This window comes from Cupriavidus sp. KK10, assembly GCF_018223725.1.
GTDB lineage: Bacteria > Pseudomonadota > Gammaproteobacteria > Burkholderiales > Burkholderiaceae > Cupriavidus > Cupriavidus necator.
In genome coordinates, this window is the sequence record NZ_CP073678.1 from 1,545,468 (window position 1) to 1,558,162 (window position 12,695).

The window sequence follows — 12,695 nt, forward strand, 5'->3', positions numbered from 1 at the left end:
GCGGATTCTATGACGGCGTCTCTCCCAGGGCTTGCCGTTTGATGCCAAAGACGCTGCCGCCAGGATGCGTGCAAGCGAGCGGGCGAAACAGGCAACGACCATTTCCCGCCGAAGTTGGCTGCGTTATGGTTGCAATTCGACAGCGTAGGTCATGCTGATTGACACGTTGCCCTCCTGTCAGGTTACGTATCGTGAACCACACGAAGTGCGCTTTCTTGCAGCTCACTTGAGTGGGATTAGCTTAGACTCTCAACTGACTTTCCGGACAGCAGGAATGGCCCATGTTCCGTTGATGATGGACGGGCCTGCCTCGCTCGGCCAATACGTTCTCAGCATCAGGATAAACTCCCCGGGAGGTGCGGGAAGCCAATTCGACTCCCTATCCTTACCAGGCGAATCCTTCTGTATGTAGAGATCGGTCGATCCGTCTGGGTTGACCTGCAGGTTTTGACGCGGACTGATCGAATATCGGTTGAGCGGGTTGTTCACGAAGAAGTATCCATCGTCATACATCGTCAACGACCAGAACCCCTCTACAGGCGGCAAATGACCTTTAGGGAAACGCATGACATACCTGTTCGACCCGTTGTATTGACGCCCCTCCGCATCCACCTTCGAGATCGGATAGATCGCATCCTGAGGACGGTTAGCCCCAAGCCCGACAGCGGTTATGAGAGCCCGCATCAAGTAATCGGTGCCGTAGATTCCCGTGTTGGTCGTGAACGACCAGCCGTTCTCGTCCTTGAGTGTCTTATAGTGCTGCATAATGCTGTCGACCGAGGTCTTCGGAACGCGACTGGTATAATCCGCTTTAAGCTTGCTTTGGTCAAAGTCTTTACCAGGGACGATGCCGATGCGCTCGAACCTTGCGACATGAGTCGCATCGGCACTTGACGGCGGGTTCGTCTTCATCAGTTCACAAAGCAGCGTGAAGTAAGACACGGCATCCATTCGATTGACCTGATCACGCACTGCTGTAACCATGTCGAGGGTCGGATCGACCTTGCCTGACGGCGGTGTGTAAGGCTTGCCATACGCACTGAGGGGAACGAGCTTGAATTCGTCCTGCAATTTGTGAACCGCAGCGTAGTCTTCCGGCGTTCCGGTGCAATAAATTCGGCCGAGCAGCCATACGATACTGGTGGGCGATTTGTACTCCTTTACGCCCACCGGCAGTGTTCCTTTCCAGCCCGGGCCAGATATCGCATAGGTCTGCGCTCCTGTTCCAGTCGTGCGCTTGCCCGGAACTTGGAACACCGTCGTCCAGCCATCGAGCATTGGCATCAGGGAATAACGGCCTTTCATATCGGGGATGCTGAGCACCCAGGGCTCACTGCCAACATCAAAGAAGGCGTTTGTGTATAGCGTGTCGGCGTTCGGCGCCGTGACATCCCTGAATGATGCGTCGGGGTAGCTGCGCGCCTTGATGATATGCCCCATCGGACCCCGTACTCCCCCTGGCTCGGCGACATTGGTGATGATCCGACGGGTCATCTCCATCGTCACCAATGGGTATCCGAAGATGTAAGCATCGATCGCCAGACTAAAATCCTCCGAGCCTTCGCCAAGGTCGTAAAAGGCGCCCTGCTCGGCGAGCGCTGAGCGAGCCATTGCCAGGCTGGCGAATAAGCTCGATCCAGCTAATAGCATAGAACGGCGAGAGATCTTCATATGCTCTCCCCCTGATTGCTAACAACCTGACATGCTGCTGAGATCAGAAATGCACCGTGACGCCGACGGTCGGCCCGTTCGTTTGTGCTCCCGTGAGTGGCAGCATATGCAGCGACAACGCATATGTGAGACATTTGACCCTCCAGATTCGATGACAACCTGCATCCGCCGGCCTCGCATTTTTCCGATGCGTGGCCGCTGATGGCAGCGCGTGTTGTTCGCACCATTAACTAAATTAGCATCATATGAGGGGGGGCCGCCCAGAGCTTGCCATTTGATGCCAAAGACGACGGCGAATCATGATGGAGGCATTGGCTCGATGAATCAGGCCGGGCCGGGGCCGTTTGCTACGCACCGCCCGGAACAGCGCCTCGCCTACCAGTACCTGTGTCATTCTGGGCCCCATCGCGTAGCCCACGATCTCGCACGTGTACAGGTCCTTGATTCCTGCCACGCACAACCACCCCTCATCGGCCGCGATATACGTGATGTCAGTTACCCACGCGGCGTTTTGCCTGTCGGCTTCAAGCTTCTGCTCCAGTAGGTTGGGCGCCACTGGCAGATTATGTGCCGAGCGCTGAGCCGGGCAGCACACAAGCGCACGCGTCAGACATACGGTACGCGGCGCCTGCAGCGGGAACTGGCTGGTGGGATAGGGAATCCGCTTGACTGATGAGTATCGGCGCTAAGGTGCGGGTATGGCCATGATACGCAGCGGCACGTCTGCGCTGCTTTGGACCGTCCTCAACGTGCCAGAGGTGTCATTGAGAACCGATTTCCATCGACGCGCGAGGTCTACCCGCAACGTCAACATTGTCCGACGCGCGGGAAGCGGGCAGCTCAATGCGGGGCGGAAGGTTAGTTGGTGTCTTCTGCTACGAGCAACTGATACTCGGCTTTGACTTGCCGTAGGATTTCATCGAGCCCATGCTCTGTTTGTTTTCCGAGAACACTGAACGCAAGAAGAAAGTGAACCGCCCCGGGTTTTGAGGAGGCTCCAGCTCCTGAGAGAATGGAGCCACGATGAAGAAATCAGTCAGGTTTTCTCCCGATGTCAGCGAGCGAGCCGTGCACACGGTCGCCGAATCGGGAGGGGACTATCCGTCCCAGTGGGTAGCCGTCGAATCGATAGCTGCCAAGATCGGTTGCACGTCACGAACGCTGTTGAGTTGGGTTCGCCAGCATGAGCGGGATACTGGGCAGCGCGAAGGACCGGGCACCAGTGAGTAGCAGCGCATCAAGGCGCTGGAACGCGAGGTCAAGGAACTGCGCAGGGCCAATGAGATCCTGAAGCTGGCCAGCGCGTTTTTCGCGCAGGCGGACCTCGACCGCCGATTGGAGCGATGTGGGCCTTCATCGACAAGTACCACGACAGCTTCGGGGGCGAGCCGATCTGCAGGTGCTGCGGATCGCGCCGTCGGGCTATTGGCCTTACGCGGCTCAGCGGCGCAATCCCGCCCTGCGCAGTGCCAGGACCAGGCGTGCCGATGTTCTGATCACGCACGTCGAGCACGTCTGGGCAAGCCAACATGCGGGTCTATGGCGCCGACAAGGTCTGGAGGCAATTGAACCGTGAGGGCATTCCGGTGGCCCGCTGCACCGTCGAGCGGCTCAAGCGCCTCCGAAGGCTGCGCGGTGTCGTCCGCGGCAAGGTGGTGCGCACGACCAGCAGCAATACGCGGGCGCCGTGTCCGCTTGATCGCGCCAATCGACAGTTCAACGCCGCCGATCCAATCGGCATTCGCTGGAGACGTTCCGCGGCATTGTCCACCGGGGCAATATCGTGGAGACCAGTGAGGCGGGCGAGGAATTACTAGGCCTACTCAGCCGAATCACCGAACACCTCGCCAGGCAGTAGGTCTGCGGACTGTCCCGTCGGTGTTGAATTCCCGCGCCGCGAGTCTTCAAGAATTGCGCCCCACATGGCCAGCGTGCGCACTGCCTTACCGTAGATCTCGCGCCCGAGGGGCGTAGGCAGGCATTTCCCCTGGTATTTCTTGATCAGCGGTGCACACAGGTTGTCTTCCAGCAAGCGGAGTTGGTACCGGATCCTGGAGGGCTGTAGGTTTGCAGCTTTGGCTGCTGAAATTATGTCGCCGTGCTCGACGAAGAGTACCAATGCGTGGAGGCTGATGATTTTCATTTCAAAAGCTGGCAGATAGGCCTAACGTGAACCCAGAGACGTTGTTGCCAACGGCATACCGCAGGCGCGTCACGAATACAAAGCGCATGAGCCAGCGTGATGATGCCTTCCCGAGTTTTAGTTGTTCCTTCGTAGGGTACAAGAAGTCTCTGAAGCGATCTTGCCATTTGATGCCAAGAATGATTTGGCTGGCTGTTTCAATCGTTGAGCACGCCAACACGAATGCCGACTTCGGTCGCTTGGGGGCCGACCTCGCGTGCCCACAGGCAATTGCCCGTGAGAGCCTTGAGCCCATTCCCTTATACACAAGTAGGACCGTCTCGGCAGCGGGACATGGAGCCTGAGGCTGCGGAAACCCCCCGGCGTCAGGATAGATGTCACGTCACCTGATTCTTAGAGACGAAGACCGGGGGCGGTAAAATCAGGGGTAAATGAAAGCCTACTCAGCAGAAAGAAAGGAAGCGCTGGTTCGTCGCATGATGCCGCCAGAAAACGCGCTGGTTTCAGCGTTGGCCAGGGAAACGGGGATTACCGAGCAGACGTTGTACACGTGGCGCCGACAGGCGAAAGGAAAGGGGCTGGTCGTGCCGGGCGATGGGAAGAATCCCGAAGGATGGTCTTCGGAAGACAAGTTTGCGGTGGTGCTGGAAACCGCCCCGTTCAATGCCGCGGAGCTGGCCGAGTACTGCCGGCGAAAGGGTCTTTATCCCGAACAGATCGCCGCCTGGCGGGCCGCATGTCTGACAGCCAATGCGAACGCTGCGGAGCAGGCGCGCGAGCAGCGGCATCAGTCGAAAGACGACAGGAAACGCATCCAGCAGCTCGAGAAGGAATTACAGCGCAAGGAGAAAGCGCTGGCGGAAGCGGCTGCGCTGCTGATTCTGAGAAAAAAAGCCCAGGCGATTTGGGGAAACAAAGAGGACGATTGATCAACGTCCCGGATCGCCTGTTATGTGTATCGTTGATTCGCGAGGCGGCGCAGTCCGGCTGTCGGTTGGAGAAGGCTTGCAAAGAGCTGGGCGTGAGCCTGCGCACGTTCCAGCGCTGGGTGGCTGACGGCGACGCAGTGCCGGCCGATCGCCGCACGACGACCGTGCGGCCGGCGCCGGGCAACAAACTGAGCGACACCGAACGGCAACAGATTCTTGAGGTTGCCAACAGTGAGGAGTTTGCCAGCCTGCCGCCCAGCCAGATCGTGCCGGGTCTGGCGGACCGCGGCGTGTACCTCGCGTCGGAGTCGAGCTTTTACCGTGTGCTGCGCAGCGTTTCGCAGCAGCACCACCGGGGTCGTGCGCGCCAACCCTCGGCTCGGGTGGTGACCAGTCATTGTGCGACGGCGCCGAACCAGGTCTGGTCGTGGGACATCACGTGGCTGCCGTCGGCGGTCAAGGGACGGTATTACTACTGGTACATGATGCTGGACGTGTTCAGCCGCAAGATTGTCGGTCACGAAGTGCATGAGGCGGAATCGGCGGAACTGGCCGCGCTGCTGATGCGGCGTGCCAGTCTGGCCGAGAGCCTGGCGGGACGTCCGCTGGTGCTGCACTCGGATAACGGCAGCCCGATGAAAGGCGCGACGATGCTCGCCACCCTGGAAAACCTGGGGGTGGTGGCGTCGTTCAGCCGGCCGCGCGTGAGCAACGACAACCCGTACGCCGAGTCGCTGTTCCGCACTTGCAAGTACCGGCCTGACTACCCACGCAGGCCCTTTGGCAGTGTCGATGAGGCCCGTGCCTGGACGAAGAAGTTCGTGCGTTGGTACAACCACGAGCACAAGCACAGCGGCCTGAAATTCGTCACGCCGGCGCAGCGTCATAACGGTGTAGCCGCTGCTGTGCTCGCGCAGCGCAAGGGCGTGTACGCAGAGGCCAAGGCGCGCAATCCGCAGCGTTGGTCTCGATCGACGCGCAATTGGGAGCTGGAGAACGAAGTCTGGCTCAATCCGGAGCGGATGCAGCCGCAAGAACTAAAGCAGTCCGCATGAAGTGACGCGTCAACTATCTTGACAACCGCCGAAACTTCGAGGTAAGGGGTTGTTAACTTCGCCAGACTCGCGTTTACTCTCGGATTTTCGAGCGGCAATGAGCAACGAGTCGGGGGCATGGGTGGACGAGGAATTTGAGAGTCTGGATCTTGGTGATCCGCGGCGGGATCGGCGCGCCAAGGAATTGCTCAAGCGGTTTGCGGCCCTGCCTACAGCGGCTTGAGCCGTCTTACCGGCCCCAGGCTGGGGACAACTTTGCATTGCCGGAAGCGGACAAGGCGGACAACGCGCCCATCTGACACCTGTTCCGGGATGGACGGAGTCTCAGTACGATCATGTTCTGGGTTGCGTTCTTCATGTGCCTGTTCATGATCTACGTCCTGAGTTTCCTCTTTCCGCAGGGCAAGGTACCGCTTGTCCAGGCACCCGTGCGCACGATGCCGTGCCCGTCGGCCCGGCGCGTGTTCGGATGCCTTGAAGGATGGAGGAAGCTCGCCGTCGAGGAGCTCAGGAGTGCGGACCACGAGCGCTTCCTGCAGACGCTGTGCAAGATCGAACCTGTGGTGGGCGAGCTCCGCAGCCTCGCGCGGGAGTTTCTTGGGCTCATGCACCGGCGAAGTCCGCGGCAGTTCGATCGATGGTTGAGGCGTCTGTCGCGCTGCGGAGATGCGTAGGTTCGCGCAAAGCCTACGCGCCAACTTACCGGCTGTGCGGGCGGCCTTCAAGTTGCCATGGCAGCAATGGCCAGACCGAGGGTCACGTCAACCGGCTCAAGTTCCTCAAGCGCCAGATGCATGGCCGCGCGGGCATCGAGCTTCTGCGGCTGCGGGCATTGAAGCCAAGCTGAACCGGACTGCCTTGCCTTGCTGGACACGATAGTCCGGTCGCCATTGCAGGCGGGTGAGCTCGTGCGGCCAGGACGAGGCTGGCGGGCTCGCCCACGTTTGTCAACAAGAAGAATGGTGGTGGTGGGCGGTGTTCCGTTGGCATGATGTCCAAACTGGAAAACGGCAAGGGCGTCAATCTTGAGCATGCCCTGCGCGTGATGGACGGACTGGGTTTGACGATGCTCGTCGTGCCGAGGGCGCATGCGGCCTTGCTCGAACAGGCGGCGGCTCATGCGGCCAAATGTGGCTAGCGAACAGAAAGTCCGGGTTGAAGAGTAGGCTGCAACAACATGCGGATTCGGGGCGCAGGCGGCTGCTCTCCTGATGGCGCACCTGCAAGCGCTGACCTGGATCGACTTCCTCACTTGGGTGGGGATCGGGCTGTCGATCTACTTCCTGTACGCGCGCCGCTAATGCGGTGCTGCACAGTGGCGTCAGGTAGCAGAGGGGCCTTGCGTGTCCGCCGCCTCTTTCCGCAGGGCAAGGTACCGCCTTTAAGGCAACGCTGAACAAGCCTCTGAATTGACGCTTGGCCGGTTGATGAAAGGGTATTTCGCTGTGGAAGCGACTGTTATTCGCGTCTTCCTGCCCTTGCGGGCTATAAAAGCGGGCGATTTGCCCGCTTTTGGCCCATTACGGGCGCACCTGTGCCATCAGCCGCGTTCGGCACAGGTACACATTAGCCAGCGCCAGCGCGACGAAGGCGCGATTGGCGTTCTTCGCCAGGCCGCGATAGCGCACCTTCGTGAAGCCCCACAACCGCTTCACAATACCGAATACGTGCTCAACCCGTGCCCGGATTTTCGACTTGTTGCGATTCTTCCTGCGCGCCACTTTGTCGACCTGGTCGGCACGACGCGTGCGCTTGTTGGTAAAGTCGCGAGCCTTTGGCGCCTTGCTGTAAATCAGCTCCTTCTGGCTCGCATAGGCGCTGTCGCCATAGACCCGTTGCTCCCGACCATGCAGCAGTTGTGGCAGCGGATGCTTGTCATGCACGTTGGCCGCTGTGACGACGGCGCTATGGGCCAGGCCGCTCTGACTATCTACGCCAATGTGAAGTTTCATGCCAAAATGCCACTGCTTACCTTTGCACGTCTGATGCATTTCCGGGTCACGCGCCTTCTGTTCATTCTTCGTCGAACTCGGCGCGGCAATCAGCGTAGCATCCACGATCGTGCCGCTGTTGAGCTTCACGCCCATGGTCTGCAGCACCCTGCCAACTTCGGCGAACAGCTTCTCTCCCAGCTTATGCTCTTCGAGCAGGTGCCGGAAATTGAGCATCGTCGTGGCATCAGGCACCGACTCGCACCCCAGGTCGATGCGCGCAAAGCGGCGCAGGCTCGGAATGTCATACAGCGCCTCTTCGCAGGCCTCGTCGGCCAGATTGAACCAGTGCTGGATGAAATGGATCCGCAGCATGCGCTCAAGGCCGATCGGCGGACGGCCGTTGCCGCGTTTCGGGTAGTACGGCTCGACCACCGCGCACAGATCGACCCAAGGCACGATCGTATTCATCGTTTCGAGAAAATCTTCACGCCTCGTGCGTTTGCGACGTGCCTCGAATCCCGCGCCCTGATCGGCCGCCACTGCCAGCGTCATCTGCTTCATCGCCTGGTTCTGCCTTTCCCGTCGAATGTCCCGTCTATAACGCTTAGCGTCCGTCAGCGGTGGACTTATTCAGCTTTGCCTTAAAGCGTCTGTCGCGCTGCGACGCTGCGGAAAACACCAATGCCATGAGCCCGCACAGTTGCGGAATCCGGATGCGGCAAAGGTTTGAGTCGGGCCGTTGGCCCGGCAGGCCAGCGTAGCGGTCGATGGTTCAGTGCATGGACGCGTTCGCTTCGCTGTCGATCTGTTTGCGCAAGGTCGCAAAGCGCTTCTGCACATTGGCGCCAAATAGCGGATCAGCACTGGCCGGATCGGTGGCGGCGACCTCCGCCCAGTCCGCTTCGGTCAGGAACCGGGCGGCACGCGGCATGACCTGTTTCTCCTCAGTGGAGAGATGGTTGCGGTAGTACACCAGGTACGTGGCGGCGGCCGCTTCCAGTGCCGCTCGCGAGGTGACCACCTCGCTCTGGGCTTCACGCAGGCGGTCGAGCAATTCCGCGCCGACCGTGGCGATCACGCGATGTTCCTGCAGTAACCGGCTGATGATGATCCGCGTGCCCGGATCTCGTTCCACCAGCAGGGCGTAGGCGACATCCTCGCGGGGGTGGTGCACGCAATCGCCATAGTTGCGCAGGTATTGGATGATCGTGGCCATCAGGCCGTAGTCGGGCTGCTCGCCTTGATGGAAGTTGCTGATCTGCTTTTCCAGCAGGTCGAGCAGTGAGGCGAAATGGATATGGTCGCTATGCCAGGCGGCAAGCGGTGTCGGGCTCGGGGTGGAAAGCGCGGCGGAAGCTGAGGTCGGAAGCGAGGTGACGAGCGGGGTGGCCATGGCGCCCTCCTGGGAAGCTGGGCAAGCAGACCGTTGAGTCCGATACGATATCGGGACTCGCGGGGCCCTCAGTGACGCAATAGTTTCCCTGCATGATTTGAGTCTGACGCAGATCAATGCAGCGCTAAGCGCTGATGCGGAAGTGCGCAAATGGCGGCTAGGGGGGCTGGAGTAGGGCGCGCAAGGGCGCATTTCAGCCCGGCCGCTGGCCGTGGAATGCATCATCCAATAGCTGCCGGATTTCCCTCTGGGCCAGCGGCCGCGGGTTCGGATACTGCGCCAGCAGCGCCAGTTCGCAGGCGCGGTCGAGATCCTGCTCGCGCATGCCAATATCGCGCAGCGCCACGGCAGCACCCAAAGAAGCAGCCAGGTCGAACACCGCCTGCGGGCCGGTGGCGTCAGGGCGGCCCAACGCGGCGGCAATTGCCGCCATCGCCTGGGGTGCCGCGGGCGCGTTGTAGGCCAGCGCGTGCGGCAGTACGATCGTGTGCGTCTCGGCATGGGGCAGGTTGTAGCTGCCGCCAAGCGTGTGGCACAGCTTATGATGCAGGCCAACAGTGGCGCTGCCCAACACGGCGCCGCAGAGCCAGGCGCCATACAGCGCATCGCTCCTGGCCGCGCGCAGTTGGGCGCTGTCCCGCTCGCCATCGGCTGTCGCGATCACCGGAAGCGCACGTCCCAACGCCGCGATACCTTCCCGGCACATCCAGTCGCTGACGGGCGTCCGATCGCCCGCGTACAGCCCTTCGGCGGCGTGGGCAATGGCGTTGATGCCGCTGGTCACGCTCATCGCCACCGGCAGGCCGAGGGTCAGGTCGGGGTCGTAGACTACCGTCCGCGGCAGCACGCGTGCATCGCGCCCGGTACGCTTCAGGCCGCCTTCGGTCAGGCCGTAGATCGGCGTCATCTCCGAGCCGGCGTAGGTCGTCGGGACGGCAAGGATGGGCAAGTCCGATTCGAGGGCAATGGCCTTGCCAAGCCCGATGGTCGAGCCGCCGCCGATCGCCACCACGGCATCGGCGCCGAGTTCCGCCGCGCAGGACCGCGCCAGCCGCGCCTGCTCTACCGGCACGTGCATGACAGCGCCATCGAAGATGCCGGCGCAGCGCGCGCCCAGCACCTCGGCGGCGCGCTCGGCCAGGTCGCGTTGTTGGGGGGTGCAGAGCACCAGCAGCTTGCGTGCGTGCAGGGTGTCGGCTTCGGCGCCGAGCGTCGCGAGCGCGCCGGCACGGAACACAATACGCTGCGGGTGGGTCTGGTAGATAAAGGGTTGCATGATGCCAGGCACCTATTCAATGACGATATGACGCGACTTGATAAGCCGGCCCCAGCGGACGGATTCTTCCCGTATCAGCTTGTTGGCCTGGGCGCTGTCGCCGGCGATGACATCGAAGCCGCCGTCGCTGAGTACCTTGCCGATGGCCGGATCGCGCAGCGTGGCGTTGACCTCGGCGGCGAGCCTGCCGAGGACGTTGAGCGGCGTGCGCGCCGGCGCGATCATCGCCACCCACGAATAGGCCTCGAAGCCCTTGTAGGACTCCGCCACTGCCGGCACGCCCGGCAGGCGCGCGTCGCGCTGGGCGGCTGTCACGGCCAGTGCGCGCAGCTTGCCGGCCTGCACGTAGGGCATCACCAGCGGCAGGCTGGCGATCATCGAATCGACATGGCCGCCCAGCAGGTCGTTGATGGCCGGGCCGCCGCCCTTGTACGGGGTATGCGTGCCGCTGGTCCCCGCGGCTTCATGGAACAGTTCGGCCACCAGCTGGTTGGAACTGCCGGCGCCGACCGACGCGTACGACACGGCATCTGGCTTCTTCGCCGCCGCGACATAGTCCTGCAGCGTCTTGTACGGCGAGCTGGCAGGAACGACCAGCACCATCGGCGAGCGGACCATGTACGAGACGCCGGTCAGGTCCTTCTGCGAGGCGTACGGCAGTTTCGGGTAGATATGCGACTCGGTGGCGAAGCCATCGAATACCATGCCGATGGTGTAGCCGTCCGCAGCGCTGCGCGCGATCTGTGCGGTGCCGATGGTGCCGCCCGCGCCGGCGCGGTTGTCGATCATCACCGGCTGCGCCAGGCGCTTGCGCAGGCCCTCCTGGATCTGCCGCGCCACCTTGTCCACGGTGCCGCCGGCGGCATAGGGCACGATCAGCGTGACCGGCTTGGCCGGCCAGGTTTCGGCGCGGGCACTGGCGGGGGACATCGACGCGGCCGTCACCGGGACCAGCGCCGCTGCCGCTAGCCGTGGCAGCGCGAAGCGCCGGATCGTCTTTGCTGCGGTAGTCTCCATTGGGGTCTGCTCCTCTCTGTGATCGGGATGCCCGGCATCCTCCACTTTTGCTTTATTTGCTAAAAGCCGACGTGCCGGGATCGGTCACTGGATGTTAGACTGGGCCGCATCGTGCGGGAAGCCGGTTCGCCTGCGCAACGCCTTTGCGGAGATTGCAAAAATGGAGTTCAGCCGATTCGCGGAAAACCTGTCTATCTTTGTCGAAGTCGCCCAGTCAGGCAGCTTCTCGGCGGTAGCCCGCCAGCGCGGCCTGGTCGCCTCTTCGGTGGCGCGGCAAATCGATACGCTGGAGCGCGAACTGGGGGTGCCGCTGTTCACGCGCTCGACCCGGGCGCTGGTCCGCACCGATGCCGGCGAACTGCTGTTCGCGCGCGCCACGCGCATCCTGCATGAGCTGAGCGATACGCGCGATGCCGTGACGGCGCTGGAGCAGGGCGTCAGCGGACTGATCCGGGTCGCGTGCCTGCCCGCGTTCGGCCGGCGCCACGTGGTGCCGCACCTCGGCGCGCTGTACGCCCAGTATCCGCGGCTGACGGTGGAGCTGGCGCTGACCGAGCGCATCGTCGATCCCGTGGTCGAACGGTTCGATGTCGTGATCCGCGTCGGCCAGCAGGCCGACAGCTCGCTGGTTGCCCGCTGCATCTCCAGCCAGCGTTACATCATCTGCGCGACGCCTGGCTATCTGGCCCTGCATGGCCGTCCGGCGCATGCCGACGAGATCGGCAGGCACCGCCTGATCGACCGTGGCCACAGCACCAGCATGCGCGGCTGGCGTGAGCTGCTGACGCCGGCGCACGCCGCCGAGGCAACGTTTGCGCTCGAGTGTGACGACTGCGATGCGCGGCGGCTGTCCGTGCTGCAGGGCCTCGGCATTGCGCTGATGCCCGACTGGTCGGTCGGGCCGGATATCGGCGCGGGCAGGCTGGTGGAGCTGGCGCTTGACGGCCTGCTGCCACAGGTGCCCGGCGGCATCTACCTGCTGCGCGCCACCCAGCATGCCAGCGCGAAAGTGAAGGCTTTCTGCACCCACCTGACCGCCAGCATGGGCAGCCCGCCGACCTGGCAACAGGCGATGGCAGGGGAAGCCGTGCTGGCGTAAGACGGCCGGGGGGCCGGCTTTCGCGATCTCCGCAAAAGACTGTTCGGAAGACCACGTCAATGAGGCACACGAGTGATGACGTCCCGGTGTGCCGCAGGGCATAGTAGCGGGCTATGGTAGAGCGAAGCGATTGTGCCACCGGCCCGCCCCCGATATCTCCGACCTGTTGGCAATGACG

General features: G+C 62.1%; 11 protein-coding genes, 4 pseudogenes and 1 other annotated feature. Of the genes and pseudogenes, 7 read left to right on the forward strand and 8 right to left on the reverse strand.

Going from position 1 to position 12,695, the window contains the following annotated elements:
• Positions 1-249 precede the first annotated feature (249 nt).
• Positions 250-1,671 (reverse strand): DUF1254 domain-containing protein, encoded by a 1,422-nt coding sequence (locus KB879_RS38615; protein ID WP_211983147.1) that lies wholly within the window; start codon positions 1,669-1,671, stop codon positions 250-252.
• Positions 1,672-1,981: 310 nt separating this feature from the next.
• A pseudogene (locus KB879_RS40085) lies at positions 1,982-2,245 on the reverse strand (DDE-type integrase/transposase/recombinase); the annotation flags it as partial.
• Between the two features lie 449 nt (positions 2,246-2,694).
• On the opposite strand from KB879_RS40085, the pseudogene KB879_RS40090 reads away from it, so the two are divergent.
• Positions 2,695-3,404 (forward strand): annotated as a pseudogene (locus KB879_RS40090) (IS3 family transposase); the annotation flags it as partial.
• Positions 2,973-3,088 (forward strand) — a sequence feature (AL1L pseudoknot). (Overlaps the previous pseudogene by 116 nt.)
• A gap of 86 nt (positions 3,405-3,490) precedes the next feature.
• On the opposite strand, the gene KB879_RS38630 reads toward KB879_RS40090, so the two are convergent.
• Entirely contained in the window at positions 3,491-3,814 is a 324-nt protein-coding gene (locus KB879_RS38630) for a LysR family transcriptional regulator (RefSeq protein WP_211983151.1), read from the reverse strand.
• 431 nt (positions 3,815-4,245) lie between these two features.
• Here KB879_RS38630 and KB879_RS38635 point away from each other — a divergent pair.
• From KB879_RS38635 to KB879_RS40725, 4 genes and pseudogenes are all read left to right on the forward strand, one after another.
• A protein-coding gene (locus KB879_RS38635) for an IS3 family transposase (RefSeq protein WP_249221202.1) occupies positions 4,246-5,798 on the forward strand; the annotation gives its coding sequence in 2 pieces (ribosomal slippage) (positions 4,246-4,708 and positions 4,708-5,798; 1,554 coding nt in all).
• Positions 5,799-5,895: 97 nt separating this feature from the next.
• Complete coding sequence (locus KB879_RS40715) at positions 5,896-6,021, forward strand: transposase DNA-binding-containing protein (protein WP_211983153.1); 126 nt, start codon at positions 5,896-5,898, stop codon at positions 6,019-6,021.
• Positions 6,014-6,184: pseudogene (locus tag KB879_RS40720) on the forward strand (MFS transporter); the annotation flags it as partial. The gene KB879_RS40715 and the pseudogene KB879_RS40720, both read left to right, overlap by 8 nt.
• Positions 6,167-6,472 (forward strand): hypothetical protein, encoded by a 306-nt coding sequence (locus KB879_RS40725; protein WP_211984619.1) that lies wholly within the window; start codon positions 6,167-6,169, stop codon positions 6,470-6,472. The pseudogene KB879_RS40720 and the gene KB879_RS40725, both read left to right, overlap by 18 nt.
• A gap of 47 nt (positions 6,473-6,519) precedes the next feature.
• Here KB879_RS40725 and KB879_RS40730 read toward each other — a convergent pair whose 3' ends face one another.
• On the reverse strand, positions 6,520-6,918 hold the full coding sequence (locus KB879_RS40730) for a hypothetical protein (RefSeq protein ID WP_371827445.1): 399 nt from the start codon (positions 6,916-6,918) through the stop codon (positions 6,520-6,522).
• Between the two features lie 82 nt (positions 6,919-7,000).
• Between KB879_RS40730 and KB879_RS38660 the strand changes: the two are divergent.
• Positions 7,001-7,127, forward strand: a pseudogene (locus tag KB879_RS38660) (amino acid permease C-terminal domain-containing protein); the annotation flags it as partial.
• 191 nt (positions 7,128-7,318) lie between these two features.
• Here KB879_RS38660 and KB879_RS38665 read toward each other — a convergent pair.
• The 4 genes from KB879_RS38665 to KB879_RS38680 form a co-directional block, all read right to left on the reverse strand.
• The gene (locus KB879_RS38665; protein WP_211983157.1) at positions 7,319-8,293 is read right to left on the reverse strand and encodes an IS5 family transposase; all 975 of its coding nucleotides are present in this window, start codon (positions 8,291-8,293) and stop codon (positions 7,319-7,321) included.
• Between the two features lie 211 nt (positions 8,294-8,504).
• Entirely contained in the window at positions 8,505-9,125 is a 621-nt protein-coding gene (locus KB879_RS38670) for a hemerythrin domain-containing protein (protein ID WP_211983159.1), read from the reverse strand.
• A gap of 193 nt (positions 9,126-9,318) precedes the next feature.
• A complete protein-coding gene (locus tag KB879_RS38675; protein ID WP_211983161.1) occupies positions 9,319-10,401 on the reverse strand; it encodes a maleylacetate reductase in 1,083 nt (360 codons plus the stop codon).
• Between the two features lie 12 nt (positions 10,402-10,413).
• Complete coding sequence (locus KB879_RS38680) at positions 10,414-11,418, reverse strand: tripartite tricarboxylate transporter substrate binding protein (RefSeq protein ID WP_153956483.1); 1,005 nt, start codon at positions 11,416-11,418, stop codon at positions 10,414-10,416.
• Between the two features lie 160 nt (positions 11,419-11,578).
• Here KB879_RS38680 and KB879_RS38685 point away from each other — a divergent pair, with 160 nt between their 5' ends.
• The gene (locus tag KB879_RS38685; protein ID WP_153956482.1) at positions 11,579-12,517 is read left to right on the forward strand and encodes a LysR family transcriptional regulator; all 939 of its coding nucleotides are present in this window, start codon (positions 11,579-11,581) and stop codon (positions 12,515-12,517) included.
• Positions 12,518-12,695: the final 178 nt, after the last annotated feature.

Excerpts from the sequence above, each read along its gene's own strand:
- KB879_RS38630 (WP_211983151.1), bottom strand. The coding sequence starts at position 3,814 with ATGAAAATCATCAGCCTCCACGCATTGGTACTCTTCGTCGAGCACGGC.
- KB879_RS38685 (WP_153956482.1), top strand. The coding sequence starts at position 11,579 with ATGGAGTTCAGCCGATTCGCGGAAAACCTGTCTATCTTTGTCGAAGTC.
- KB879_RS38670 (WP_211983159.1), bottom strand. The coding sequence starts at position 9,125 with ATGGCCACCCCGCTCGTCACCTCGCTTCCGACCTCAGCTTCCGCCGCG.
- KB879_RS40730 (WP_371827445.1), bottom strand. The coding sequence starts at position 6,918 with ATGAGCCGCCGCCTGTTCGAGCAAGGCCGCATGCGCCCTCGGCACGAC.
- KB879_RS38680 (WP_153956483.1), bottom strand. The coding sequence starts at position 11,418 with ATGGAGACTACCGCAGCAAAGACGATCCGGCGCTTCGCGCTGCCACGG.
- KB879_RS38615 (WP_211983147.1), bottom strand. The coding sequence starts at position 1,671 with ATGAAGATCTCTCGCCGTTCTATGCTATTAGCTGGATCGAGCTTATTC.
- KB879_RS38665 (WP_211983157.1), bottom strand. The coding sequence starts at position 8,293 with ATGAAGCAGATGACGCTGGCAGTGGCGGCCGATCAGGGCGCGGGATTC.
- KB879_RS40715 (WP_211983153.1), top strand. The coding sequence starts at position 5,896 with ATGAGCAACGAGTCGGGGGCATGGGTGGACGAGGAATTTGAGAGTCTG.
- KB879_RS40725 (WP_211984619.1), top strand. The coding sequence starts at position 6,167 with ATGATCTACGTCCTGAGTTTCCTCTTTCCGCAGGGCAAGGTACCGCTT.
- KB879_RS38675 (WP_211983161.1), bottom strand. The coding sequence starts at position 10,401 with ATGCAACCCTTTATCTACCAGACCCACCCGCAGCGTATTGTGTTCCGT.